Source organism: Pseudomonas sp. LTGT-11-2Z (genome assembly GCF_003691445.1).
Classification (GTDB): Bacteria; Pseudomonadota; Gammaproteobacteria; order Pseudomonadales; family Pseudomonadaceae; genus Aquipseudomonas; species Aquipseudomonas monteilii.
Map to the genome: position 1 here is coordinate 1,477,092 of NZ_CP033104.1, position 23,896 is coordinate 1,500,987.

At 62.3% G+C, this 23,896-nt stretch carries 23 protein-coding genes; 12 read left to right on the forward strand and 11 right to left on the reverse strand.

Features of this window, described 5'->3' with window-relative positions; genetic code table 11:
- Positions 1–55: 55 nt before the first annotated feature.
- The 3 genes from D8767_RS06750 to pdxH all read left to right on the forward strand — a co-directional run bounded on the left by D8767_RS06750 (position 56) and on the right by pdxH (position 2,947).
- On the forward strand, positions 56–1,201 hold the full coding sequence (locus tag D8767_RS06750; RefSeq protein ID WP_016713788.1) for an EstA family serine hydrolase: 1,146 nt from the start codon (positions 56–58) through the stop codon (positions 1,199–1,201).
- 99 nt (positions 1,202–1,300) lie between these two features.
- On the forward strand, positions 1,301–2,281 hold the full coding sequence (locus tag D8767_RS06755; protein ID WP_016713789.1) for an OmpA family protein: 981 nt from the start codon (positions 1,301–1,303) through the stop codon (positions 2,279–2,281).
- Positions 2,282–2,299: 18 nt separating this feature from the next.
- On the forward strand, positions 2,300–2,947 hold the full coding sequence (gene pdxH, locus D8767_RS06760) for a pyridoxamine 5'-phosphate oxidase (RefSeq protein ID WP_016713790.1): 648 nt from the start codon (positions 2,300–2,302) through the stop codon (positions 2,945–2,947).
- Between the two features lie 42 nt (positions 2,948–2,989).
- Here the strand turns inward: pdxH and D8767_RS06765 are convergent, their stop codons facing one another.
- Positions 2,990–3,223, reverse strand: a complete 234-nt coding sequence (locus tag D8767_RS06765) for a hypothetical protein (RefSeq protein ID WP_016713791.1) — start codon at positions 3,221–3,223, stop codon at positions 2,990–2,992.
- A 147-nt stretch (positions 3,224–3,370) separates the two neighbouring features.
- Between D8767_RS06765 and D8767_RS06770 the strand changes: the two genes are divergently transcribed.
- Positions 3,371–3,835 (forward strand): glycine zipper 2TM domain-containing protein, encoded by a 465-nt coding sequence (locus tag D8767_RS06770; RefSeq protein WP_009684613.1) that lies wholly within the window; start codon positions 3,371–3,373, stop codon positions 3,833–3,835.
- A 68-nt stretch (positions 3,836–3,903) separates the two neighbouring features.
- On the opposite strand, the gene nhaA is transcribed toward D8767_RS06770, so the two are convergent.
- The 8 genes from nhaA to D8767_RS06810 all read right to left on the reverse strand — a co-directional run bounded on the left by nhaA (position 3,904) and on the right by D8767_RS06810 (position 12,818).
- A complete protein-coding gene (nhaA, locus tag D8767_RS06775) occupies positions 3,904–5,079 on the reverse strand; it encodes a Na+/H+ antiporter NhaA (protein ID WP_016713792.1) in 1,176 nt (391 codons plus the stop codon).
- A gap of 250 nt (positions 5,080–5,329) precedes the next feature.
- Complete coding sequence (locus tag D8767_RS06780) at positions 5,330–6,937, reverse strand: NAD(P)/FAD-dependent oxidoreductase (protein ID WP_016713793.1); 1,608 nt, start codon at positions 6,935–6,937, stop codon at positions 5,330–5,332.
- Between the two features lie 103 nt (positions 6,938–7,040).
- Positions 7,041–7,715, reverse strand: a complete 675-nt coding sequence (locus D8767_RS06785; RefSeq protein ID WP_016713794.1) for a COG3650 family protein — start codon at positions 7,713–7,715, stop codon at positions 7,041–7,043.
- Positions 7,716–7,874: 159 nt separating this feature from the next.
- Complete coding sequence (locus D8767_RS06790) at positions 7,875–8,576, reverse strand: ABC transporter ATP-binding protein (RefSeq protein ID WP_003254879.1); 702 nt, start codon at positions 8,574–8,576, stop codon at positions 7,875–7,877.
- Positions 8,577–9,344, reverse strand: a complete 768-nt coding sequence (livG, locus tag D8767_RS06795) for a high-affinity branched-chain amino acid ABC transporter ATP-binding protein LivG (protein WP_013973920.1) — start codon at positions 9,342–9,344, stop codon at positions 8,577–8,579. It lies immediately after the preceding gene.
- A complete protein-coding gene (locus tag D8767_RS06800) occupies positions 9,341–10,597 on the reverse strand; it encodes a high-affinity branched-chain amino acid ABC transporter permease LivM (RefSeq protein WP_016713795.1) in 1,257 nt (418 codons plus the stop codon). The genes livG and D8767_RS06800 overlap by 4 nt, the downstream gene beginning before the upstream one ends.
- Positions 10,594–11,517, reverse strand: a complete 924-nt coding sequence (gene livH, locus D8767_RS06805) for a high-affinity branched-chain amino acid ABC transporter permease LivH (RefSeq protein ID WP_016713796.1) — start codon at positions 11,515–11,517, stop codon at positions 10,594–10,596. The genes D8767_RS06800 and livH overlap by 4 nt, the downstream gene beginning before the upstream one ends.
- A gap of 185 nt (positions 11,518–11,702) precedes the next feature.
- Positions 11,703–12,818 (reverse strand): branched-chain amino acid ABC transporter substrate-binding protein, encoded by a 1,116-nt coding sequence (locus D8767_RS06810; protein WP_016713797.1) that lies wholly within the window; start codon positions 12,816–12,818, stop codon positions 11,703–11,705.
- A 359-nt stretch (positions 12,819–13,177) separates the two neighbouring features.
- Between D8767_RS06810 and D8767_RS06820 the strand changes: the two genes are divergently transcribed.
- Together D8767_RS06820 and D8767_RS06825 are read left to right on the forward strand one after the other, a co-directional pair.
- The gene (locus tag D8767_RS06820; protein WP_016713799.1) at positions 13,178–13,489 is read left to right on the forward strand and encodes a DUF2288 domain-containing protein; all 312 of its coding nucleotides are present in this window, start codon (positions 13,178–13,180) and stop codon (positions 13,487–13,489) included.
- Between the two features lie 169 nt (positions 13,490–13,658).
- Complete coding sequence (locus D8767_RS06825; protein WP_016713800.1) at positions 13,659–14,546, forward strand: NAD(P)-dependent oxidoreductase; 888 nt, start codon at positions 13,659–13,661, stop codon at positions 14,544–14,546.
- Here D8767_RS06825 and D8767_RS06830 read toward each other — a convergent pair.
- Positions 14,446–16,710, reverse strand: coding sequence for a bifunctional diguanylate cyclase/phosphodiesterase (locus D8767_RS06830; protein ID WP_016713801.1), 2,265 nt, complete (start codon positions 16,708–16,710; stop codon positions 14,446–14,448). The two genes, D8767_RS06825 and D8767_RS06830, sit on opposite strands and share 101 nt — an antisense overlap.
- A gap of 237 nt (positions 16,711–16,947) precedes the next feature.
- Positions 16,948–19,794, reverse strand: a complete 2,847-nt coding sequence (gene rapA / locus D8767_RS06835) for an RNA polymerase-associated protein RapA (protein ID WP_016713802.1) — start codon at positions 19,792–19,794, stop codon at positions 16,948–16,950.
- Positions 19,795–19,956: 162 nt separating this feature from the next.
- On the opposite strand from rapA, the gene D8767_RS06840 reads away from it, so the two are divergent.
- From D8767_RS06840 to D8767_RS06855, 6 genes are all read left to right on the forward strand, one after another.
- Complete coding sequence (locus D8767_RS06840; protein WP_016713803.1) at positions 19,957–20,652, forward strand: M949_RS01915 family surface polysaccharide biosynthesis protein; 696 nt, start codon at positions 19,957–19,959, stop codon at positions 20,650–20,652.
- A gap of 62 nt (positions 20,653–20,714) precedes the next feature.
- Positions 20,715–21,044: a hypothetical protein gene (locus tag D8767_RS06845; RefSeq protein ID WP_016713804.1), complete on the forward strand. Its 330-nt coding sequence runs from the start codon at positions 20,715–20,717 to the stop codon at positions 21,042–21,044.
- A 66-nt stretch (positions 21,045–21,110) separates the two neighbouring features.
- Positions 21,111–21,272, forward strand: a complete 162-nt coding sequence (locus tag D8767_RS28650) for a hypothetical protein (protein WP_016713805.1) — start codon at positions 21,111–21,113, stop codon at positions 21,270–21,272.
- Positions 21,273–21,407: 135 nt separating this feature from the next.
- The gene (ccoM, locus tag D8767_RS29430; RefSeq protein ID WP_008097462.1) at positions 21,408–21,524 is read left to right on the forward strand and encodes a cytochrome c oxidase subunit CcoM; all 117 of its coding nucleotides are present in this window, start codon (positions 21,408–21,410) and stop codon (positions 21,522–21,524) included.
- A 183-nt stretch (positions 21,525–21,707) separates the two neighbouring features.
- The gene (locus D8767_RS06850; RefSeq protein WP_016713806.1) at positions 21,708–23,696 is read left to right on the forward strand and encodes an FUSC family protein; all 1,989 of its coding nucleotides are present in this window, start codon (positions 21,708–21,710) and stop codon (positions 23,694–23,696) included.
- On the forward strand, positions 23,683–23,889 hold the full coding sequence (locus D8767_RS06855) for a DUF1656 domain-containing protein (RefSeq protein WP_016713807.1): 207 nt from the start codon (positions 23,683–23,685) through the stop codon (positions 23,887–23,889). Before D8767_RS06850 ends, D8767_RS06855 begins: the two co-directional genes overlap by 14 nt.
- The last annotated feature ends 7 nt before the right edge of the window (positions 23,890–23,896 follow it).

Sequence of the window (23,896 nt, forward strand, 5' to 3'; positions counted from 1 at the left end):
CAACTACTGAAACAATGCATACCTTTTTTGAACATGGTCGTACGGGGTACAGCGGGTGCAGATCCAGGGTCACTATGAGCTGAAGTTCGAAGCCGTGCGCGAAGCCTTTGCCGCGCTGTTCGATGATCCCCAGGAGCGTGGCGCCGCGCTGTGCATCCAGGTTGGTGGCGAAACCGTCATCGATCTGTGGGCCGGCAGCGCCGACAAGGATGGGCAGCAGGCTTGGCATAGCGACACCATCGCCAACCTGTTCTCCTGTACCAAGACCTTCACTGCCGTCACTGCCCTGCAACTGGTGGGCGAGGGCAAGTTGGCCCTCGATGCGCCAGTGGCCAAATACTGGCCCGAGTTTGCCCAAGCGGGTAAACAGTCGATCACCCTGCGCCAACTGCTTAGCCACCGTGCCGGCCTGCCTGCCATCCGTGAACTGCTGCCAGCCGAAGCCCTGTATGACTGGCAGACCATGGTGGATGCCCTGGCGGCCGAGACACCTTGGTGGGCTCCAGGTACGGAACACGGCTATGCCGCCATCACCTATGGCTGGCTGATTGGTGAACTGATCCGTCGAGCCGATGGCCGTGGCCCTGGCGACTCGATCGTGGCCCGTACCGCCCGCCCGCTTGGGCTGGACTTCCATGTTGGCCTGGCAGATGAAGAGTTCCACCGTGTCGCGCATATCGCCCGTGGCAAGGGCAACCCCGGGGATGCCGCCGCGCAGCGCCTGTTGCAGGTGACCATGCGTGAGCCCGCGGCGTTGTCGACCCGTGCTTTCACCAACCCGCCAGCGATCCTGACCAGCACCAACAAGCCGGAATGGCGGCGCATGCAGCAGCCAGCGGCCAATGGCCATGGCAATGCACGCAGCCTGGCGGGTTTCTATGCCGGGCTGCTGGACGGCAGCCTGCTCGAGTCCGAACTGCTCGATGAACTGACCCGTGAACACAGCCTGGGCCAGGACCGTACCTTGCTCACCCAGACCCGTTTCGGCCTCGGCTGTATGCTCGACCAGCCCGATGTGGCCAATGCCACATTCGGCCTCGGCGCACGTGCCTTTGGCCACCCCGGTGCCGGTGGCTCGGTCGGTTTTGCCGACCCGGAGCATGATGTGGCGTTCGGCTTCGTGGTCAATACCCTTGGCCCTTATGTGCTGATGGACCCACGAGCCCAGAAGCTGGTGCGTGTCCTTGCCAGTTGCCTTTGATCGGGTAATGCGGGTATTGCTCCAGCCCTTTGACTATCCTCAATGCCAACGCCTTATGTGTGTGGGCACAATTTCTTTTAATTTCATGGTGTATCGCTGATGTCTTCACATAAAACCTTAGCACTCGCCCTGTGCCTGACCGCCGTTACCGGCTGTGCCAGCCACTCTCCGGAAGGCTCCAAGGCAGGTGGCTCCAGCTGGTGGCCTTTCGGTTCGGACAAGGTCGCCGAGCAGGAAGTGAAGGCAGCCGTCACTGAAAACGTGGCCAAAGCCGATGCCAAGTCTGAAAGCGCCAGCCGTTGGTGGTGGCCGTTCGGTGGTGATGACAAGCAAGCCAAAGGGCCTGTGGTGCCGAAGATCGACCAGAAGGCCACCCAGGCCTGGCTGGACGAGTACGAGCCCAAGCTGCGCGAAGCCATCAAGGACAGCAAGCTGGAGCTGGAGCGTCGCGACAATGTGCTGGCGGTAACCCTGCCGGTAGACAGCTCGTACAACCCTGACCGCCCGAACATGCTGCTGCCCATGACGCTCGGCCCGATCACCCGAGTGGCCAAGGCCGTCGAAGGTGACCCGAAAACTGCCGTGCTGGTGCTCGGCCACGCCGACAGCAGCGGTGTTGCAGCTGCCAACCAGAAGCTCAGCCTGGAGCGCGCCGCGTCGGTATCGGCCATTTTCCGCCTCAGCGGCCTGCAGCGTGACCGCCTGACCCTCAAGGGCATGGGCTCGGTGATGCCGCGTGCCGCCAACGACAGCGCCGAAGGCCGTTCCCTGAACCGCCGTGTTGAAATGTTGCTGACCCCGCAGAACACCATGGTCGCACTGCTGGCCAAATATCAGCAGGCCGGCCCGGCACCTGCGCCGGCTTCGATGGTTGCGGTTCAGGATGCCAAGGCACCAGCTGCCAAGGCCGCCGACAGCAAGCCAGCAGCGAAGAAGCCAGTGGCGAAAAAACCAGCAGCCAAGGCCAAGGCTCCAGCCAAGACCACCGCCAAGAAAAAAGCCGCGCCGGCCAAGCCAGCCGCCAAGAAAGCTACCACTGACAAGAAAGTAGCTGCCAACAGCCCTGCGAAGACCAACTGATCGTCAAGGAACGCAGCAATGACCCAATCCCTGGCCGATATGCGCCGCGACTACACCCGTGATGGCCTGGCCGAAGCCCAGGCTCCGGGTGAGCCGTTCGCCCTGTTTCACCAGTGGTTTGCCGATGCGGTGAAAACCGAGCAGGTACCGGTGGAAGCCAACGCCATGACCCTGGCCACTGTCGACGGCGAAGGCCGCCCGCATTGCCGTGTGCTGCTGCTGAAGGGGCTCGACACGCGTGGTTTTACCTTCTTCACCAACTACGACAGCGCCAAGGGCCAGCAGCTGCAAGCCAACCCCTTTGCAGCCATGACGTTCTTCTGGCCGGCGCTGGAACGCCAGGTGCGCATTGAGGGGCGGGTGGAAAAGGTCACGGCCAAGGAGTCGGACGACTACTACCAGGTGCGCCCGCTGGGCAGCCGCCTGGGGGCCTGGGCTTCGCCGCAGAGCCGGGTGATTGCTGGGCGTGAAGAGCTAGAGGGGCTGGTCAAGGCGACTGAGGCGCGCTTCTCGGACACCCAGCCACATTGCCCTGAGCATTGGGGGGGGTACCGTTTGCTGCCTGAGCGTATCGAGTTCTGGCAGGGCCGGGCGAGCCGCCTGCATGACCGGCTGAACTATCGGCTGGTTGATGGGCAATGGCAGCGCGAGCGTCTGGCACCCTGAAAACGTTGGGGCCGCAAAGCGGCCCCAACACTCGACCAGAGGCTACCCCACATACCCCGCAGCCTCCCGCTCCAACCACCCTGCCAACTGCTTGCGCCCCACCTTTTCCACCCGCGCTTGCTCCAGCCGCTGCAGCATATACGCGCGCTTCCCCGCATCCGCCCCCGCCAATGACAACGCCAGGTCACGGTCCATCCAGCGGCGCATGCGCACATACAACCACCCGTGAAAATACAGCCCTGCAACGGTGGTGACCACGACGATGAAGTAATCCATGGCTATCCTTGGTCTCACTTGAAAGGCCTTCGACACAGCCCGGCAGGCTGTACCCCGGCTGAATGAAAACAATTTTATTACGTTTGTACCGTGACAGCCGTCAATGTGCAGCGTCTAATGAGCACCTGACTTATGGAGACTTTACCCATGCGTAAATCCGCTTTGCTGGTGGCGACTTTTACCACCATGTCGCTGCTGCTGGGGGGCTGTGCCTCGAGCTTGACCGGTGATAGCTACTCCCGTGACGAAGCCCGCCGCGTGCAAACCGTGCGCATGGGCACCATCGAATCCCTGCGCCCGGTCAAGATCGAGGGTACCAAGACCCCGATCGGTGGCGGCGCTGGCGCCATCGTGGGTGGCGTTGCCGGTAGTGCCGTAGGCGGTGGCCGTGGCAGCATCGTGGCAGCTGTTATCGGTGCTGTTGCCGGCGGCCTGGCCGGGTCCGCTGCCGAGGAAGGGCTGACGCGCACCCAAGGCGTCGAGATCACCGTACGTGAGGACGATGGCAGCATGCGCGCCTACGTTCAGGCCGTGCAGGAGAACGAAATCTTCCGCGTGGGCGACCGTGTACGCATCATGACCGTTGACGGTACCAGCCGCGTTTCGCACTGACCGCCGCACGGTAAAACAAAACCCCGACATGGCACCTGCCAGTCGGGGTTTTTCATGCGTCAGCCAACTCAGCCCGCGTGGGTTTTGCGGCTGGCCATGGCGGTGACGGCATAGCCGATCACTGCGGCGAAGAACGAGCCGGTAAGAATACCCATGCGGTCCATGCCGGCGTATTCGCTGCTACCCGGCACAAAGGCGAGCGAGCCAACGAACAGGCTCATGGTAAAGCCAATGCCGCAGAGTATCGCGACCCCCAGCAATTGCCCCCAGCTGGAGCCCGTAGGCAGCGCGGCCAGTCGTAGCTTGATGGCCACCCATGTCAGGCCGAAAACCCCCATGGTCTTGCCCAGCAGCAGGCCGACCGCGATGCCCATCGGCACGGGGTGTGTGAAGCTTTCTAGGGTCATGCCTGCCAGCGAGACACCGGCGTTGGCGAAGGCGAACAGCGGCAGGATGGCATAGGCCACCCACGGGTGCAGGGCATGTTCGAGGGCCAGCAGCGGCGAAGTTTCGGCGTTGCGTGTGCGCAGTGGAATGCACAAGGCCAGGGCGACACCCGCCAGCGTTGCATGCACGCCACTTTTGAGCACACAGACCCACAGGATCAGGCCAACGACCATGTACGGCCCAAGTTTGACCACGCCAAGGCGGTTCAACGCCACCAGCACCACCAGGCAGGCCGCAGCCAGCAGCAGCGACACGCTCGACAGGGTGCCGGAATAGAATAGGGCGATGACAATGATTGCACCCAGGTCGTCGATGATCGCCAGGGTCATCAGGAACAGCTTCAGCGACACCGGCACGCGCTTGCCCAGCAAGGCCAGTACGCCGAGGGCGAAGGCGATGTCGGTAGCGGTGGGGATCGCCCATCCGGCAACGGCGGCAGGGGCTTCGCGGTTGATGAACCAGTAGATTAGCGCGGGTACCACCATGCCGCCGATAGCGGCCGTGGCAGGAAGCACGATCTGCGAAGGTTTGGACAGGTGGCCGTTGACCACCTCGCGTTTGACCTCAAGGCCGATTAGCAGGAAGAACAGCGCCATCAGGCCATCGTTGATCCACAGCAGCAACGGCTTGGCGATGTTCAGCGCGCCGACCTGAACGGCGACGGGAACGTCGAGCAGGCCGCTGTACAGGTAGGATAGCGGTGAGTTGTTGATGATCAGTGCCAGTACGGCGGCGGCGATCAGCAGCAGGCCGCTGGCGGCTTCAAGCTGGAAGAAACGGGTGAACAGGCTACGCACGGGCTATAGGCTCTCCATGAGCAGTTTACGAATGGAACGGGCGTACACCCTAGCCCGTGGCTATATGCTTTAAAACAAAAACTATATTCGTTTTTGTTATATGGTGTTGCTGACAGGCCTGGGGGAAGCCTAGATGGAAGTGAGGCAGGAGGGGGGAGGGGAAGCCTGATGTTGGGGGTGGATTATTCTGATGCCTGTCAGCGCCTTTTTGCGGGTAACCCGCGAAAGGGCGCTGACAGGCAATCAAGCATCAGAGGCCGAGCATATCCCTCGCCACCGCCTCGGCAATGCGAATGCCATCGACACCCGCCGACAGAATCCCGCCCGCATACCCGGCCCCTTCACCCGCCGGGAACAGCCCCTTCAGGTTCAGGCTCTGGTAATCCTCACCCCGGGTAATCCGCAGTGGCGACGAAGTGCGCGTCTCGATCCCGGTCAATACGGCATCGTGCAGGTTGTAGCCTTTGATCTGCCGGTCGAACGCTGGCAACGCTTCACGAATTGCTTCGATGGCAAAGTCCGGCAGGCTTGGTGCCAGGTCGCCTAGAGTCACGCCCGGCTTGTAGGACGGCTCGACACTGCCCAGCGCGGTCGAGGGCCGGCCAGCTACAAAGTCGCCTACCAATTGCGCAGGCGCCTGGTAGTTGCTGCCCCCCATCACATAGGCATGGGCTTCCAGGCGCTCTTGCAGCTCGATACCGGCCAGTGGGCCGCCCGGATAATCTCGCTCCGGGTCGATGCCGACGACGATGCCGGAGTTGGCGTTGCGCTCGTTCCGCGAGTACTGGCTCATGCCGTTGGTCACCACACGGCCCGGCTCGCTGGTAGCCGCAACCACGGTGCCGCCCGGGCACATGCAGAAGCTGTACACCGAACGGCCGTTCTTGGCGTGGTACACCAGCTTGTAGTCGGCAGCGCCTAGTTTCGGGTGGCCGGCGTACTTGCCCAGGCGCGCCTTGTCGATCAGCGTTTGCGGGTGCTCGATACGGAAACCGACCGAGAATGGTTTGGCTTCCATGTACACGCCTTTGGCGTGCAGCATGCGGAAGGTGTCGCGGGCGCTGTGGCCCAGCGCCAGGACCACATGGCGCGAATGCAGCTGCTCGCCGCTCTCCAGTACCACGCCGGTCAGCTGGCCGTCTTCGACCAACAGGTCGGTCACCTTCTGCTGAAAGCGTACTTCGGCACCCAGGGCGATCATGTCCTGGCGCATTTGCTCGACCATGCCGGTGAGGCGGAAGGTACCGATGTGCGGTTTGTTGATGTACAGGATCTCGTCGGGCGCACCGGCCTTGACGAACTCTTCCAGCACTTTGCGGCCGTGGTGCTGCGGGTCCTTGATCTGGCTGTACAGCTTGCCGTCAGAGAAGGTGCCGGCGCCGCCTTCGCCGAACTGCACATTGGACTCGGGGTTGAGCACGCTTTTGCGCCACAGGCCCCAGGTATCCTTGGTGCGCTGGCGTACTTCCTTGCCGCGTTCAAGGATGATCGGCTTGAAGCCCATCTGTGCCAGCAGCAGGCCGGCGAAGATGCCGCAGGGGCCGAAACCGACCACGATCGGGCGTTCCTGCAGGCCTGCCGGGGCCTGGCCGACGAACTTGTAGGTGACGTCCGGCGCTGGGCCGATGTTGCGATCGTCGGCGAACTTGCTGAGCAGTTCGGCTTCGTTGCTGGCTTCCAGGTCGATGGTGTAGATGAACAGCAGTTCGCTGTTCTTCTTGCGCGCATCGTAGCTGCGCTTGAACAGGTTGAAGCTGAGCAGTTGCTCGTCGCGGATGCCCAGGCGCTGGACGATGGCTTCACGCAGGGCTTCGTCGGGATGGTCCAGGGGCAGCTTCAGTTCGGTGATTCGTAGCATGGCAGGGTCCAGTATCCCGGCCATGGGCGGCCGGCGGCTTTACACAAACCGCCAAGTATAAGCTGTTAGCCGCCCCGAACGGCAGGATAAAAGCGCCCGGCGATCAGTTGTCGCGTGCGCCGCCGTAGTAACCGCAGCCCTGCAGGGTCTTGCCGTCGATGCGCAGCTCGGCACGCAGGTGGTGGATGGCACCGGTGGCGTTGTCTACACAGCGCTGCGGTGCGACCCACAGTTCCACATGCTGGTTGTTGGCTTCGCTGGTCAGGGTCAGGCCGCCGCCGGGTACTTCTTCTTCGAGGAAGGGCAGGGGTAGGGGCTCCTGGCCGACACGGTTGAGCACCATGCCCTTGCCACTGGCCTTGATGTCCCACTCCGGTTCGTGGCCATTGGCGCGCAGGGTCAGCTGCTTGAAGTTGGGGTCGTCACAAGCGCGGGTGGAAGGTTCCAGGCGGTACAGGCGGCGCACTTCCAGCTGACCATCATTGTTGGCCTGCTTGCTCCCGGTAAGGCGCCCACGTACGTCGGCGAACAGCTTGTCGTTGGCGTCCTTGGCGAGGTTGGCGGCCTCTTGCAGGATGCCCGTCGCACCGACGTCGTTGATCACGAAGGTGCGGTTTTCGCTGCATGGCTTGAACAGCAACTGGCCACCGGCGGCACGCAGTTCGCCCTGCATGCGCGTGGTGCCGATGTTCGGGTCGGTTGGCGGGCTCGCCATCAGTTGGCAGCCGGCGAACAGGGGCAGCAGGGCGGTGAGCAGCAGGGTGGGGGTGAGGCGCATGGGGCGGGCTCCGGGGAATCTTTGCCGTGAAAGCTGGCCACGTTACTCAGGCTGGCGCGGGATCACAAGTTTATGGTTGCCTGTACCGGCCCTATTGCCGGCACAGGCATTACATTTCTGGCAGGCAAAAAAAAGGGCCAGTAGTTGGCCCTTTATCTATCAACCGCCGAGGTACGCGTCGCGCACCTTCGGGTCAGTCAACAAGGCTTCACCCGTGCCCTGCATCACCACCCGGCCGTTCTCCAGCACATACGCCCGGTCAGCAATCTTCAGCGCCTGGTTGGCGTTCTGCTCCACCAGGAACACCGTCACACCATCACGGCGCAGCTGTTCGATGATGTCGAAGATCTGCTGGATGATGATCGGTGCCAGGCCCAGCGAAGGCTCGTCGAGCAGCAGCAGCTTGGGCTTGCTCATCAGTGCCCGGCCAATGGCGAGCATCTGCTGCTCGCCACCAGACATGGTGCCGCCACGCTGGATGTAACGTTCCTTCAGGCGCGGGAACAGCTGCAGCACCTTGTCCAGCTGCTCCTGGTAGTCGCCCTTGTCGGTGAAGAAACCACCCATCGCCAGGTTTTCCTCTACGGTCAGGCGGGCGAACACGCGGCGGCCTTCCGGCACGACGGCGATGCTCTTGCGCATGATGTGCGAGGACGGCTGGCCGACCAGCTCTTCACCCAGGTACTTGATGCTGCCACTGTGCGCCTGCGGCGAGCCGCACAGGGTCATCAGCAAGGTCGACTTGCCAGCGCCGTTGGCGCCGATCAGGGTAACGATCTCGCCCTGGTTGATCTCCACGTTGACGCTGTGCAGCGCCTGAATCTTGCCGTAGAAGGTGGAAACGTTTTCGAACTTCAGCATTTACGCTTCCCCCAGGTAGGCTTTGATCACATCAGGGTTGTCGCGGATCTCTTCCGGCGTGCCGTGGGCCAGGGGGGTGCCCTGGTTGATCACCACGATATGGTCGGAGATGCTCATCACCAGCTTCATGTCGTGCTCGATCAGCAGCACGGTGACGTTGTGCGACTCACGCAGGTAGGCGATCAGTGCCTTGAGGTCTTCGGTTTCTTTCGGGTTCAGGCCCGCAGCCGGTTCGTCGAGCATGATGATGCGCGGCTGGGTCATCATGCAGCGGGCGATTTCCAGGCGGCGCTGCTGGCCGTAGGCGAGGGTGCCGGCGGTACGGTTGGCGAACTCGGTCAGGTTGACCTTCTCCAGCCAGTACTGCGCGCGCTCCATGGCCTCTTTCTCGCTGCGGCGGAAGCTCGGGGTCTTGAACAGGCCGGCGAAGAAGTTGGTATTGAGGTGACGGTGCTGGGCGATCAGCAGGTTTTCCAGCGCGGTCATTTCCTTGAACAGGCGCACGTTCTGGAAGGTCCGCACCACGCCCTTGCGGGCAATCTGGTGGCCGGCCAGGCCCTGGATCGGCTGGCCATCGAGCAGGATGGTGCCACCGCTGGGCTTGTAGAAGCCGGTCAGGCAGTTGAACACGGTGGTCTTGCCGGCGCCGTTCGGGCCGATCAACGCCACCACCTGTTTTTCCTTGACGGTCAGGCCTACGCCGTTCACCGCCAACAAGCCGCCGAAGCGCATGCTCAGGCCGCTGACTTGCAGAATTTCGCGGCTCATCGACGCAGCTCCATGTGTGGACGTTGCATAGGCAGCAGGCCTTGCGGACGCCAGATCATCATCAACACCATCAGCGCACCGAACATCAGCATCCGGTATTCGCTGAACTCACGCATCAGCTCGGGCAGCAGGATCATCACGATGGCCGCGAGGATCACGCCCAGTTGTGAGCCCATGCCGCCGAGCACGACGATGGCGAGGATGATCGCCGACTCGATGAAGGTGAACGACTCCGGCGTCACCAGGCCTTGGCGCGCAGCGAAGAAGCTGCCGGCGAAACCGGCGAAGCAGGCACCCAGGGTGAATGCCGAGAGCTTGATCACGGTCGGGTTCAAACCCAGCGCACGGCAGGCAATCTCGTCTTCTCGCAGGGCTTCCCAGGCGCGGCCGATCGGCATGCGCAGCAGGCGGTTGATGACGAACAGCGCCAGCAGGGCCAGCAACAGCGCCACCAGGTACAGGAAGATCACCTTGTTGATCGAGTTGTATTCCAGCCCGAAGAACTCGTGGAAGGTCTGCATGCCCTCGGCGGCGCGGCGTTCGAAGGTGAGGCCGAAGAACTCCGGCTTGGGGATATTGCTGATGCCGTTGGGGCCGCCAGTCCAGTCGGTGAGGTTACGCAGGAACAGGCGGATGATCTCGCCGAAGCCGAGGGTCACGATCGCCAGGTAGTCCCCACGCAGGCGCAGCACCGGGAAGCCAAGCAGGAAGCCGAAGGTGGCGGCCATCAGGCCGGCGATCGGCAGGCACACCCAGAAGCTCCAGCCCAGGTAGTGCGAGAGCATGGCGTAGCTGTAGGCGCCGACGGCGTAGAAGCCCACGTAACCCAGGTCGAGCAGGCCCGCCAGGCCGACCACGATGTTCAGGCCCAGGCCCAGCAACACGTAGATCAGGATCAGCGTGGCAATGTCGACTGCACCGCGCGAGCCGAAGAACGGCCATACCAGTGCCGCGACGATCAGGCCAATGATCACGTAGCGCTGGGTCTTGGGCAGTGTCAGGTAGTTGCTGACGGCCGGCGGGATCAGCTTGCGATCCGAACGGCTGCCCATTACCGCACTCCACTGCTTGTCGAACAGCACGCGCAGGAACATCAGCACCGAACACACGGCGATGATGCTGATGGTGAACGACCCTTGGCTGTGCACGGCCAGGCTGATGCCGTCGATGCTCAGTTTCAGGCCCAGCACCGGGAAGGCCACGGCCCATACCAGCAAGGCGCTGAAGAACGCCTGTTTGAGATTTCTGTTCATACTTTTTCAACCTCCGGGCGGCCCAGGATGCCGGTCGGCCGGAATAGCAGGACAAGAACCAACAAGCCGAATGCCACCACGTCCTTGTACTGGTCGCCGAAGATGTCGGCGCCGAACGCTTCGGCCACACCCAGCACCAGCCCGCCGAGCATGGCGCCCGGGATGCTGCCGATGCCACCCAGTACCGCCGCGGTGAAGGCTTTCAGGCCCACCAGGAAACCGGCGTTGGGGTTGATCACCCCGTACTGCATGCTCAGCAGCACGGCCGCCACGGCGGCCAGGGCGGCACCGATGACGAAGGTGAGGGCGATGATGTTGTTGGTGTTGATGCCCAGCAGGTTGGCCATCTTGATGTCCTCGGCGCAGGCACGGCAGGCGCGGCCCAGGCGGGAACGGGAGATGAACAGGGTGAGGCAGGTCATGGCCACCAGGGTGACCACGAACACCAGGACCTGCATGTAGCTGATCAGTACTTCTTCAGCACCACCTGGCCCGAACGAGAAGCTGCCGGGGATCAGGTTGGGGATGGACTTGTCCTTGGAGTCTTGCGACAGCAAGACGGTGTTCTGCAGGAAGATCGACATGCCGATGGCGGAAATCAGCGGGATCAGACGGTTGCTGTTGCGCAGGGGGCGGTAGGCAACGCGCTCGATACTGTAGCCATAGGCACTGGTGACGAAGATCGTCGCGACGAAGGCGACGGTCATCAGGATAGGCAGCGAATGGATACCCATCATGGCCAGGCCCGCCAGGGCGATGAAGGCCACATAGGAACCGATCATGTACACCTCGCCGTGGGCGAAGTTGATCATGCCAATGATGCCGTACACCATCGTGTAGCCGATGGCGATCAAGGCATAGGTGCTGCCGATGGTCAATCCATTAACCAGTTGTTGGAAGAAATGGTAGATCTCAGGCATTACAGCGCTCCTAAAAACCTGATTTGCATTTCGCTGGCGGGGGTAGGCCAGGAAACCGCGGGTGACGGTTTTAAGATTTTCAGGTGAGCCTGCCCCCGGATCGCGGGGATCGGGCCCATGAACCTCGTAAAACAAAGCCCACTGCTCGCACAGTGGGCTTCTTCGGTCAGCTATTAGTCACGCAGTTACTGAGGGGAGACTTCGGTCTTCGGCTTGCCGAAGTGCCATTCGTAGACCACGAATTTGAAGTCTTTCAGGTCGCCCTTCTCGTCGTACGACAGGGTGCCGGTCGGGGTCTTGAAGGAGCCGGCGTGGATGGCGGCTGCCACCTTGTCGGTGTCTTCGGACTTGGCGGCCTTGATGCCCTGGGCGATCAGCTCGACAGCCGAGTAGGCAGGGAACACGAACGGGCCGCTTGGGTCCTTGCCGTCAGCCTTGATGGCGTCGACGATCTTCTTGTTCTCCGGGTCGGCATCGAACGACTTCGGCAGGGTGACCAGCAGGCCTTCGGAGGCGTTCTGGGCGATTTGCGAGATCGAGTCGTTACCCACGCCCTCTGGGCCCATGAACTTGGCTTTCAGGCCCTTTTCCTGCGCCTGGCGCAGGATCAGGCCCAGCTCGGGGTGGTAGCCGCCGTAGTAGACGAAGTCGACGTTGTTCTGCTTGAGCTTCTGGATGATCGAGGAGAAGTCCTTGTCGCCGGCGTTCAGGCCTTCGAATACGGCAACCTTGGTGCCTTTCTTCTCGAGGGTTTGCTTGACCGCAGTGGCGATACCTTCACCGTACTGCTGCTTGTCGTGCAGCACTGCAACCACTTTTGGCTTGACGTGGTCGGCGATGTAGTTGCCGGCAGCCGGGCCCTGGGCGCTGTCCAGGCCGATGGTGCGGAAGATCAGCTGGTAGCCACGGGCGGTGATTTCCGGCGAGGTGGCGGCCGGGGTGATCATGATTACGCCTTCGTCTTCGTAGATGTCGGACGCTGGCTGGGTGGAGCTGGAGCACAGGTGGCCGATGACGAACTTGACGCCGTCGTTGACCACTTTGTTGGCGACTGCCACGGCCTGTTTAGGGTCGCAGGCGTCGTCGTATTCCTTGGCTTCGAGCATCTTGCCATCGACGCCGCCCGCGGCGTTGATATCCTTGATGGCTTGCTTGGCGCCGATGAACTGCATGTCGCCGTACTGGGTCACAGGGCCGGTTTTAGGGCCAGCAATCCCGATCTTGATGGTATCGGCGGCAAACGAATGGCTGGCTACCCCGGCCAGTACCATTGCGGCGAACAGCTTGGAAATCTTGATCATAGTGCTCCACTCATTCTGTTGTAATTCTTATAGTCCTGGCGGCCAGGGCTACAGACCGGGCGGGATTTGCGGCGTGGCCATGCCAACGCGCAAGCCCACCTTCCCCCGGAACATGTCCCGGAACTGTACCGGTACAGTGTAGAGCGCTGTTCGAGCGCTTGAAAAGCGGTCGAAAAGTGCCTGTTTCCTGGGTTGTCGCTTGATCGACAGAAAGATACAGAAAGGCGCCATCAAACTGCCTGTATCTGTGACCCCACCCCACAACTTCGGGGTCAATCGACCAAATTACATATTTGAAACCAGGTTTTTCTGCAAAAATGCCGGCCTTTTTTATTGGCCGATTTTTGCGGATACCACCCATGACTGATCAAACAAGCACCCTCTATGCCAAATTGCTTGGCGAGACGGCAATCATCGAGTGGAAAGCGCTGGAGCGTTTCTGGGCCAAGGGTGACCTGATTTGGGTCGACCCCAGCCTGGACCTGATCACCGTTGCCGAGGCGATGGCCGAGAATCGCAGCGAGATCTTCGCCAAGTGGCGTAGTGATGGCACTGTTGGGCCGGTGTCGGCCGAACAAGCGCTGGACCTGCAAAGCCGCGATCCAGAGATCTGGGCGGTAGTGGTTTCGCCGTTCATCGTGATTCAGGTGAAGGGCCCCGAAGTGGCGTGATCGTTTTTGGTGCGCAAAAATGCGCAGTAGCCCCTTATTGGTGCTTGAAAGCATTCAAGGCGGGTAGAGGGAAGTAACAATTCGGCGTGGCGGTAACAGTTTACGGGATGCGTAATGTGTCTACCCCGCTGCCAACCTGTAAAACAATTCGAACAGTCGGGAGTCATTGATGAGCACTGCACTACCTTCGCTTGGATTTGCTGGCATCGGTCTGATGGGCCTGCCCATGTGCCGACGCCTGCTGGCGGCGGGGTATCCGCTGACCGTTTGGAACCGTAGCCCGGACAAGTGCGCTGCACTTGTCGCCGCCGGTGCGCGCCTGGCCCACAGCCCCGCCGAACTGTGCCAGGGCAGCGACATGGTGCTGCTGTGCCTGGCCGATACGGCTGTGGTGCGCGAGGTAGTGTTCGGCGAACACGGCATTGCCCAGGGTGGAAGCAGTGGCCAGTTGCTGATCGATTTCTCCAGCCTGGAGCCCACCGCCACCCGTGAAATGGCTGCCGAACTGGCCGCGCTGTGTGGCATGGCCTGGCTGGATGCCCCGGTGTCTGGCGGCACGCCCGGTGCCGAAGCCGGTACCCTGGCGATCATGGTCGGTGGCGAGGCGGTTGACCTTGAGCGTGCCCGGCCGGTGCTGCAGGTACTTGGCCAGCGGGTGACGCATATGGGGGCGGTGGGCGCAGGCCAGGTGACCAAGGCCTGTAACCAGATGATCGTGGCGTGCAACGCCTTGGTCATTGCCGAAGTCGTGGCGTTGGCCGAGCAGTCCGGGGTGGATGCGACGTTGATCGCCGAAGCGTTGGCCGGTGGCTTTGCCGACTCCAAGCCCCTGCAGATCCTGGCGCCGCAAATGGCCGAAAGCCGCTTCGAACCGATCAAGTGGCATGTGCGCACGCTACTCAAGGACCTTGATGGCGCGGTCAAATTCTCCCGCGAGCAGGGTTCGGCGACGCCGCTCAGTGGCCTCGCCGCGCAATTGATGCGCCTGCACGGTAGCCAGGGTTACCTGCAAAAAGATCCGGCGACCCTGGTAGAACTTTACCGTAACAAGGGTTGAGCACGCCGTCCTGGCGCTGCAACCGCTCCAGCAGTGGTCGCAGCTCGGCCAGTGGTACCGGGCGACCCAGCAGGTAACCCTGCAGATAGTCGCAGCCGTGGGTTTTGAGGAACGCCTGTTGTTCCGTAGTCTCTACGCCCTCACTGACCACCTGCAAGTGCAGCGTGTGTGCCATGACGATGATCGCCTGGACGATTTCCCGATCCTTTTGGCTACCCGGCACATCCTGCAGGAACGTGCGGTCGATCTTCAGTACATCCAGCGGCAGGCGTTTGAGGTAGGCCAGAGACGAGTAGCCGGTGCCGAAGTCGTCGATCGACAGCGTCACACCCAGGGCGCGAACGCGCTTGAGCAGGTTCACCGTGTGCTGGAGATCACCCATGAGGGCGTTCTCGGTCACTTCCAGCTCGAGTTGCCGGGCGCAGAGCCCGGCGTGAAACAGAGCTTTCTCCACTTCGTTGGGTAGCTCGTCATGGTTGAGGGTCACGGCCGAGCAGTTGACCGAGACCTTGAAGTCGCCGTAGCCATAGCGCTGCAGGTGGGCCAGATCGTTGCAGGCGTGGCGCAGTACCCACAGGTCGAGGTCGATGATCAGGCCGTTGGCTTCGGCAATGCCGATAAAGCGTTCGGGGCCGAGCAGGCCATGTTGCGGATGCTGCCAGCGCACCAAGGCTTCCAGCTTGGCCAGCTGCCCGCTGCGCATATCGAAGATGGGCTGGTAATGGACGCAGAGCCCGCGTTCTTCGAGCAGTGCCATGCGCAGTTCTTCTTCCAGTTGCAATGCCATCGTGGCCTGGGTCTTCAAGTTGTCGTTGAAGAAGTTCAGGCTGTTGCGCCCGTTGTCCTTTGACTGATACAGGGCCAGGTCGGCATGTTTGAGCAGCTCTTCGACGCTGGTGCCGTCGTCAGGGAAGATGCTGATACCGATGCTGGTGGTCATGACCATGCGCCGTCCACCCAGGTCGATCGGCTCTTTCATTCGTTGCATGATGCGCTGGGCCAGATGGCGGGCTTCGTCGCGGTTATTGAGGCTGGTCACGATGCAGAACTCGTCGCCCCCGAAGCGCGCGACCAGGTCCTGGCTGCGGGTGGCGGCCTTGATGTGGTTGGCGATCACCTTGAGCAACTCGTCACCGGCGTCATGGCCGAGGCTGTCGTTGATGCGCTTGAAATGGTCGATGTCGAGGAACATCACCGCCAGGCGGCTTTCACTGGCCTGGTGTTCGGCCAGCCGCTCGGCGAACACCTGGTTGAAGCCACGGCGGTTGACCAGATTGGTGAGCGCGTCGTAATGCGCCGCTTGTTGCAGCGAGGCGCGGGCCTGGTCCAGCTGGCTGAGTAGCACGCTGACCCGGCGCAGGTCGTGCTCTTTACTCTGCAACTTCTTGTCGGCCAATGCGGCACTGATACTGGCACCGCTGATGAGCAGTGTGATGAAGCCGATGCCCAGCCCAAGTTGCAGGCTGTTGTCGCCAGAAGGCAGGCGCAGGGCGGTATCGGCCGGGATGACCAGCGTCATGGCCGACATCGCGGTGAAATGGGTAGCGACGATACCGGCAGCCATCAGCAGGCTGGCGCCGTACTTCATGGCCTGATAAAGAGTGCCACTGCCATTACGGAAGTAGCGGGCCAGGCACAACGCGGCCAGGCTGGTGAGCAGGGCAATGGCGCCAGAGGCCAGCAGCAGGCCGGTCTGGTAATACTGCACGGCGCCGGTTTCCAAGGCGGCCATGCCGACAAAGTGCATGAGGATGATGCCCAGGCCAATCAACACTGCGCTTTGCACAAAATGATGCACGCGCATTTGTGTGCGTTCCAGGCTGTACATGGCCAGCCAGGCTACGCCCAGGGCGATGAGTAGCGAAAGAATGGTCAGGGAAACGTCGTAGTGCACTTCCACCGGTGCCTGGAACGCCAGGATGCTGATGAAGTGCATGGCCCAGATGCCACCGGCCAGGCAGCAAGCGCCGAGCATGTTCCATTGGCGGTGGGCAGTGGGTTCGGGGCTGTGGGATTGTCGCTCGGCCATGTCGAGCGTGGCGAAGCAGGCCGCGCAGGCAACGAAGTAGGCGAGCAGAACCAGAAACGGTTCATGACGGCAATCAATGACGATACGCCCGGTTGCCGGCAAGTCGGCGAACAGTTGCAGCCCTAACCACTCCATGGAATGCCTCTTGATCGAGTTTTCACTCGTCTGCGCTACAACCCTGTGCAGACTGTCCAGAGGCAGTATAGGAAGGAGTATTTAAGCCTTCCTGACTAATGGCACATTGATTTCTACGATTTGGTAATCAGCGTGATTGTGGCCAGGAATAAAGAGTTTGGACCGTAATAGAGGCTCGCGAGATCAGGGCTGCTGTGCCGGCTATGGGGCCGCAAAGCGGCCCCATAGCTCCGGTATTTAGCCCGCCACCAGCACGCGAATGGCTTCCAGGCGCAGGGCGGCCTTTTCCAGCATTGCCAGGCCATCTTCACGCTGCTTGCGCAGGGCGTTGATTTCGCTGTCACGCACACTCGGGTTGACCGCTTGCAGTGCCACCAGGCGGGCCAGCTCCTCGTCGGCCTCTGCCGCCAGGCGGCGCTGGGCTTCGGCCACGCGCTCGATGTGGGTCGGCAAGATTTTCTCTTCACCACCACTGATACGCTTGGCCAGCACATCGCGCTGGGCCTGGACGAACTTGTTGGCGCTGGCGCGCGGCACGCTTTCGAGCTGGTCGTTGAGGGTTTCGAAGGCTACGCGCGATGCCAGGTCGTTGCCGTTGGCGTCGAGCAGGCAGCGCAGTGCCGCCGGCGGCAGGTAGCGGCCCAGTTGCAGGCTGCGTGGTGCTACTACTTCGCTGACGAACAGCAGTTCGAGTAGCACAGTGCCCGGTTTGAGCGCCTTGTTCTTGATCAGCGCCACTGCGGTGTTGCCCATCGAGCCGGACAGCACCAGGTCCATGCCGCCCTGCACCATCGGGTGCTCCCAGGTGAGGAACTGCATGTCCTCGCGCGACAGCGCCTGGCCACGGTCGTAGGTAATGGTCACGCCTTCGTCGTCGCCCAGCGGGAAGCTGGCGTCGAGCATCTTCTCGCTTGGCTTGAGGATCAGGGCATTCTCGGAATGGTCTTCGCTGTCGATGCCAAAGGCGTCGAACAGGGTTTCCATGTAGATCGGCAGGGCGAACTGGTCGTCCTGTTCAAGAATGGCCTCGACCAGCGCCTGGCCCTCGCCAGCGCCGCCAGAGTTGAGCTCCAGCAGGCGGTCGCGGCCAGTATGCAGTTCGGCCTCCAGGCGTTCGCGCTCGCTGCGGGCGTCGGCCACCAGTGTATCCCAGGCCTTGCTCTCGCCACCTTCGAGCAGCGGCAACAGGCGCGGGCCAAACTGGTGTTGCAGGGCGTTGCCGGTCGGGCAGGTGTTGAGGAAGGCGTTGAGGCCTTCGTGGTACCACTGGAACAGGCGCTCTTGCGGGCTGTCCTGCAGGTACGGGATGTGCAGCTGGATGGTGTGCTTCTGGCCGATCCGGTCCAGGCGGCCGATGCGCTGTTCGAGCAGGTCGGGGTGCGCGGGCAGGTCGAACATCACCAGATGGTGGGCGAACTGGAAGTTACGACCTTCGCTGCCGATCTCGGAGCAGATCAGCACCTGCGCGCCGAATTCTTCGTCGGCGAAGTAGGCGGCGGCACGGTCGCGTTCGAGAATGCTCATGCCTTCATGGAACACCGACGCCGGGATGCCGGAGCGCACGCGCAGGGCGTCTTCCAGGTCCATTGCGGTTTCGGCGTGGGCGCAGATCACCAGCACTTTGGTGCGCTTGAGCATCTTCAGGGTATCGATCAGCCAGTCGACGCGTGGATCGAAACGCCACCAGCGTTCGTCGTCGGCTGCCTCACCCTGGGCCTGGAAGGCCACTTCCGGGTACAGCTCAGCGTGTTCGCCAGCCGGCAGGTCGCGGTACTGCTCGGGCGTGGCCAGCGGGTAGGGGTGCAACTGGCGCTCAGGGAAGCCCTGAATTGCGGCACGTGTGTTGCGGAACAGCACGCGGCCGGTGCCGTGGCGGTCAAGCAGTTCGCGAATCAGGCGCGCACTGGCCTGGGTGTCGCCATCGTTGACCGCGGCCAGCAGGGCTTCGCCTTCGGCACCCAGGAAGCCCTGGATGGTGGCGTGCGCCTTGGGCGACAAGCGGCCCTCGTCGAGCAGTTCCTGTACGGCTTCGGCGACCGGGCGATAGTGCTCGCTCTCGGCACGGAAGGCGGCCAGGTCGTGGAAACGGTTGGGGTCGAGCAGGCGCAAGCGGGCAAAGTGGCTGTCCTGGCCAAGCTGCTCTGGGGTGGCGGTGAGCAGCAGCACACCCGGGATCACCTGGGCCAGTTGCTCGACCAGGCCATATTCGGCGCTGACCTGATCTTCGTGCCAGACCAGGTGGTGAGCTTCGTCGACCACCATCAGGTCCCAGCCGGCAGCAAACAGCGCATCCTGGGCCTTTTCGTCGTCGACCAGCCACTCCAGGGCAACCAGCGCCAGCTGGGCGTCCTCGAACGGGTTGCTGGCGTCGCTCTCGATGAAGCGTTCAGCGTCGAACAGGGCTACCTGCAGGTTGAAGCGGCGGCGCATTTCCACCAGCCACTGGTGCTGGAGGTTTTCCGGCACCAGGATCAGTACGCGGCTGGCACGGCCCGACAGCAATTGGCGGTGAATCACCAGGCCAGCCTCGATGGTTTTGCCCAGGCCCACTTCGTCGGCCAGCAATACGCGCGGGGCGCTGCGGTCGGCGACTTCGCGGGCGATGTGCAACTGGTGGGCGATCGGTTGCGCGCGGCAGCCACCCAGGCCCCACAGTGCCGACTGCATCTGCTTGCTGGTGTGCTGCAGGGTGTTGTAACGCAGGCTGAACCACGACAGTGGGTCGATCTGCCCGGCGAACAGGCGGTCGCTGGCCAGGCGGAACTGGATGAAGTTCGACAGCTGGGTTTCTGGCAGGGTACGCGGCTGGTTCTGCGCGTCCAGGCCGTGGTACACCATGAGCCCGTCGATGTCCTCGACCTCGCGCACGGTCAGCTTCCAGCCCTCGAAGTGGGTGATCTGGTCGCCGGGCGAGAAACGCACGCGGGTCAGCGGCGCATTGCGCAGGGAATACTGGCGGGTGTCGCCAGTGGCCGGGTAAAGCACGGTCAACAGGCGGCCATCCTGCGCCAGGATGGTACCCAGGCCGAGCTCGGCTTCGCTGTCGCTGATCCAGCGTTGCCCCGGTTGATACTGCTGCGCCATACTGCCTGAACTCCCGCGATGAAAAAGCCGATTATGTTAACGGATCGGCCGGTCAGACCAAAGTGCGAACGCACCAAAAGGTGCTGAACGACAACAGGAAGTAAGTCAGTCTAGCTGTTTCATCGCCTCGCACTGTGCAGCCGACGAGGGCACCGCTTCTATATGTCTGCCAAGCACCGCTGGATGAGCGCTTCCATGGCCGTGGGCAGCCTGCTGCTGCTCAGTGCCTGCGAACAGAAGAATTTCGAGACCTTGCCCCCCATTCCGATGGAACAGCTTGAAGTGCTGGGCGTCCAGACGCCGATCAAGAGCGTGCACTACCGCGACCGCGACGGTGAAGGCCTGCTGGTACTGAGCCGCAGCGATGGCCAGGCCAGTGACCCGGAAAGCGAACAGGAAGTGGACAAGGTGGTACTCAAGGCCACCTTGTACGGGCGCACAGCCGAAAGTGATGCATTCAAGGCGCGTTGGCAGATCGAGCAGGAAACCACCTGCCCAGGGCTGGACCTGGACGTGGACTTCTACACCGACGTCAGTGATGCCAGCGACTTGAACAAGGACGGTGTCGCCGAGGTGACGGTAGCCAGTCATGCCTTCTGTGGCGGCGGTATCGACCCGCACGACATCGCCATCGAGATGCGCGAAGGGCAGGCCAGCTACACCATTACCGGCCAGTCGCTGATCACCCCGGCGGGCGAGGAACCGGTCGGTGGCGAGCGCGAGGACAGTGCTTCGCTGAAAACCGCGCCGCAGGTCTTGCGCGACCATATGGACGCGGTCTGGCAGCAGGTTTACAAGCGGCCCTGGAGCGAAGCCAGCCCGCCAGATGACGACGAGCCTGACGACGAAACCGAGTAAATGTTGTCCATGACATCAAGGTAAACCCGCACCTGCCGATACAGGGGCACAGGAGAACGTCCATGCTGCCGCCGATCATTCCGCTCAGTGCCGCCCCGGTGACCTCGCAACAGGACCCGGTCAAACCCACCCCCGACATCAAACCGGTGGTGCCGACGCAGCCTGCGTCCGGCGAAAGTGCCATCGACCTCAAGCACCAGCGTGACCCGCAAGAGCAAGCACTGTTGCTGCGCGATGAACAACGTCGCCAGCAGCAACGCAGGCAAAAGGGCGATCAGGAACGCTACAGTGCCATGCCTGGTGATGAGGTCAACGCCGACAACACCGTGCCGGTGGCCCCGTTGATGGGCGAACACGTACGCCAGGGGCTGCTGGTGGATATCGAAGTCTGACAGGGGCTGGTCAGCACCTGCGGCTGGCCTCATCATGCAAGTCTCAGTAGATCGTCGAGCCCACCCATGAGCCAAGACAACCTCATCGATTTCGATGCCGAACGCGCCAAGCGCGTCCACGACCTCAAGGAAAAGCGCCTGAACGACATGCGCAACGCGTTCGAGCAGGCCCTGCCGTTGAACAGCAGCAAGAAAAAGAAACCCAAGAGCAAGCCGAAGAAGCGCTGAAATTTGACGCAGGTCAACCCTGCACTCCCCTCGCGTGCCCGGCCTCGGGCACCATTGATCCCGATCAATTTTCCCCCCCACCACATTGGTTATCTTGCACCCATCGGACAACGGCAAACGAATGGGGAGGCCAGCATGTTCTTCGACAACGTGGTTATCGCCGGTGTGGTAACGGTTGGGTTGATGTTTGCCTTCTTTGCCGGTCTGGGCATTTTCATCTGGAAGGACTCGAACAAGCGCAAGCCGCGCTGACCTTCCGGGTACACGAGCACGCAAGGCATTTAGGGCGACTTCGGTCGCCCATTTTTTTGCCTGGGATTTGTGTTTTGGTTGCATCTCGATAAAGATGATTAGCTAGCTAATTATCCATTTCTACTTTATCCTGCTCCCCATTGTCTATCTTTTCTACAAGACCATCCCCGCAAGGTCCGCTTCGTGCCCATTACCTTCCAGGCCCTGTTCGCCCCCAGCAGCCTCGCCCTCAAGTTCGCCATCAAGACTCTGCTCGGTGGCGGCCTGGCGTTGTGGCTGGCGATGCGTTGGGGGCTGGAGCAACCGTCATGGGCACTGATGACCGCTTTCATTGTTGCCCAGCCGCTGTCCGGCATGGTGGTGCAGAAGGGCCTGGCGCGGCTGGCGGGTACCTTGGTTGGCACCGTCATGTCGGTGCTGTTCATTGGCCTGTTTGCACAGACCCCAGGTTTGTTTCTGCTCACCCTGGCCCTTTGGCTGGCCCTGTGCACCGCCGCCTCCACCCAGCTGCGTAGCGCCTGGGCTTATGCCTTCGTGCTGGCCGGCTACACCGCTGCCATCATCGCCTTGCCGGCCATCGACCACCCGCTGCAGGTGTTTGACCAGGCGGTGGCGCGCTGCACCGAGATCTGCCTAGGCATTTTCTGCGCCACTGCCAGCAGTGCCTTGCTCTGGCCCATGCGCGTGGAGCAGCAACTGGGCGGGCAGGCCCGACAGGCCTGGCAGAACGGTCTGCAAGCTGCCAGCGCCATGCTGGGTGGCGAGGACGAGGCGCGCAAAGGCTTGCTGGAGAGCTTGGGGCGCATCGTGGCCATCGACAGCCAGCGCGAACATGCCTGGTTCGAAGGCAACCGAGGCCGGCAGCGTGCCCGCGCCATTCGTGGGCTCAGCCAGAAGCTGATGGTGCTGTTGCGCATCTCCCGTTCGGTGCGCCGTCAGTGGCGGCAACTGGATGAGCGGGAGGCTGAGCACCTGGCGCCCTGGTTGCACGAAGTGCGCACACTGTTGGGCAAACCCGACAAGCCCGGCCTGTTACTGCTGCGCCAACGTATCTGGGATGCCGCCCACGATGAGCAGATCAGTTCGGCGGAGCACTTCTGTCTGGCGCGCATGGCCCTGCTGCTGGATTACGCCATGGCTGCCGGCCAGGCGCTGGAGGATGTGGAGGCGGGCAGGGCGCCCAAGGATGTGTCCCAAGGCCTGGCTGCGCACCGCGACTGGTCACTGGCCTTGCTGTTTGGTTCGCGCAGCGCGCTGGCCTTTCTGGTAATGAGCGGGTTCTGGTTGGCCACGGCCTGGCCTTCGGCGCCGGGTGGCCTGGTGCTGACCTGCGTAGTCTGTAGCCTGTTCGCCAGCCGTGAGAACGGCGCGCAGATTGGCTTGAGTTTTTTGCGCGGGATTTTCCTGGCCATACCTGCTGCGTTTCTGGTCGGGCAAATTGTGCTGCCGCAGTGGAGCAGCTTCGCCATGCTGTGCCTTGCCATGGGTGTGCCGCTGTTTCTTGGTGCGCTGGGCATGGCCCACCCCCGTACCGGGGCCACGGCCACCTCCTATTGCCTGCACTTCATTGTGTTGGTGTCGCCGCTCAACGCCATGCAGTTCGGTGTGGCGACCATGCTGAACAGTGCCTTGGCCATGTTGGTGGGGGTGTCTGCAGCAGTCATGGCCTTTCGTTTATTGGTGTTTCGTCACCCGGCCTGGTTGGGCCGGCGACTGCGCGCAGCCACCCAGAGCGACCTGGTGCGCCTGACCCGGCGCGACCTGCGTGGGGCTGACAGCTGGTTTGGCGGGCGGATGGCTGACCGCCTGATGCAACTGGCGCGGCATGCCAGTGAATTACCGGAAGACGAGCGCAAGCGCTGGGACGACGGCCTGCATGGGCTGGACATTGGTGATGAACTGGTACACCTGCGCATGTGCCTGGCGGTCGCCCAGGCCCCCTTGGGGCGTGCCGAGCGCGAGTACCTGCAACAGGTGGAGGCGGTGCTGGCCAAAGGGCCTGCCGCCGGGCGCGGGCAGCGCCTGGACACCGCCAGTGAGCAATTCATCGCGGCCCTGCGCCGGCTGCCTGCCAGCGACCCGTTGCGGCTGGCGGAAGGTGCGGTGCTGCAACTGCAAAAAAGCTGGGGCAAGTGGTGCCGCTGGCAGGAGGAAGCCCATGGGGTTGCGTGAATGGGAAGTGGGCGGCGTGCTGCTCAGCCCGTTTCTGCTTTATGTGTTGCTGGCGCTGCTGCTCACCGGCCTGTTGCGCCTGGTGGTGCAGGCCACGCCGCTGGGGCGCTGGATCTGGCATGAGGCGCTGTTTGACGCGGCGCTGTTCGTTTGTGTGTTGTTCCTGGTGGTACGCCTGCTGGGGCCTTTATGAAGGAGTG

Bases quoted from the DNA above. Each gene is read 5' to 3' on its own strand.
- livG (WP_013973920.1), bottom strand. From the start codon at position 9,344: ATGAGCCGCGAAATTCTGCAAGTCAGCGGCCTGAGCATGCGCTTCGGC.
- ccoM (WP_008097462.1), top strand. From the start codon at position 21,408: ATGTTCTTCGACAACGTGGTTATCGCCGGTGTGGTAACGGTTGGGTTG.
- D8767_RS06845 (WP_016713804.1), top strand. From the start codon at position 20,715: ATGCTGCCGCCGATCATTCCGCTCAGTGCCGCCCCGGTGACCTCGCAA.
- rapA (WP_016713802.1), bottom strand. From the start codon at position 19,794: ATGGCGCAGCAGTATCAACCGGGGCAACGCTGGATCAGCGACAGCGAA.
- D8767_RS06785 (WP_016713794.1), bottom strand. From the start codon at position 7,715: ATGCGCCTCACCCCCACCCTGCTGCTCACCGCCCTGCTGCCCCTGTTC.
- D8767_RS06855 (WP_016713807.1), top strand. From the start codon at position 23,683: ATGGGGTTGCGTGAATGGGAAGTGGGCGGCGTGCTGCTCAGCCCGTTT.
- livH (WP_016713796.1), bottom strand. From the start codon at position 11,517: ATGCCTGAGATCTACCATTTCTTCCAACAACTGGTTAATGGATTGACC.
- D8767_RS06765 (WP_016713791.1), bottom strand. From the start codon at position 3,223: ATGGATTACTTCATCGTCGTGGTCACCACCGTTGCAGGGCTGTATTTT.
- D8767_RS06770 (WP_009684613.1), top strand. From the start codon at position 3,371: ATGCGTAAATCCGCTTTGCTGGTGGCGACTTTTACCACCATGTCGCTG.
- D8767_RS28650 (WP_016713805.1), top strand. From the start codon at position 21,111: ATGAGCCAAGACAACCTCATCGATTTCGATGCCGAACGCGCCAAGCGC.
- D8767_RS06810 (WP_016713797.1), bottom strand. From the start codon at position 12,818: ATGATCAAGATTTCCAAGCTGTTCGCCGCAATGGTACTGGCCGGGGTA.
- D8767_RS06800 (WP_016713795.1), bottom strand. From the start codon at position 10,597: ATGAACAGAAATCTCAAACAGGCGTTCTTCAGCGCCTTGCTGGTATGG.
- D8767_RS06825 (WP_016713800.1), top strand. From the start codon at position 13,659: ATGAGCACTGCACTACCTTCGCTTGGATTTGCTGGCATCGGTCTGATG.
- pdxH (WP_016713790.1), top strand. From the start codon at position 2,300: ATGACCCAATCCCTGGCCGATATGCGCCGCGACTACACCCGTGATGGC.
- D8767_RS06820 (WP_016713799.1), top strand. From the start codon at position 13,178: ATGACTGATCAAACAAGCACCCTCTATGCCAAATTGCTTGGCGAGACG.
- D8767_RS06790 (WP_003254879.1), bottom strand. From the start codon at position 8,576: ATGCTGAAGTTCGAAAACGTTTCCACCTTCTACGGCAAGATTCAGGCG.
- D8767_RS06780 (WP_016713793.1), bottom strand. From the start codon at position 6,937: ATGCTACGAATCACCGAACTGAAGCTGCCCCTGGACCATCCCGACGAA.
- D8767_RS06755 (WP_016713789.1), top strand. From the start codon at position 1,301: ATGTCTTCACATAAAACCTTAGCACTCGCCCTGTGCCTGACCGCCGTT.
- D8767_RS06830 (WP_016713801.1), bottom strand. From the start codon at position 16,710: ATGGAGTGGTTAGGGCTGCAACTGTTCGCCGACTTGCCGGCAACCGGG.
- D8767_RS06840 (WP_016713803.1), top strand. From the start codon at position 19,957: ATGTCTGCCAAGCACCGCTGGATGAGCGCTTCCATGGCCGTGGGCAGC.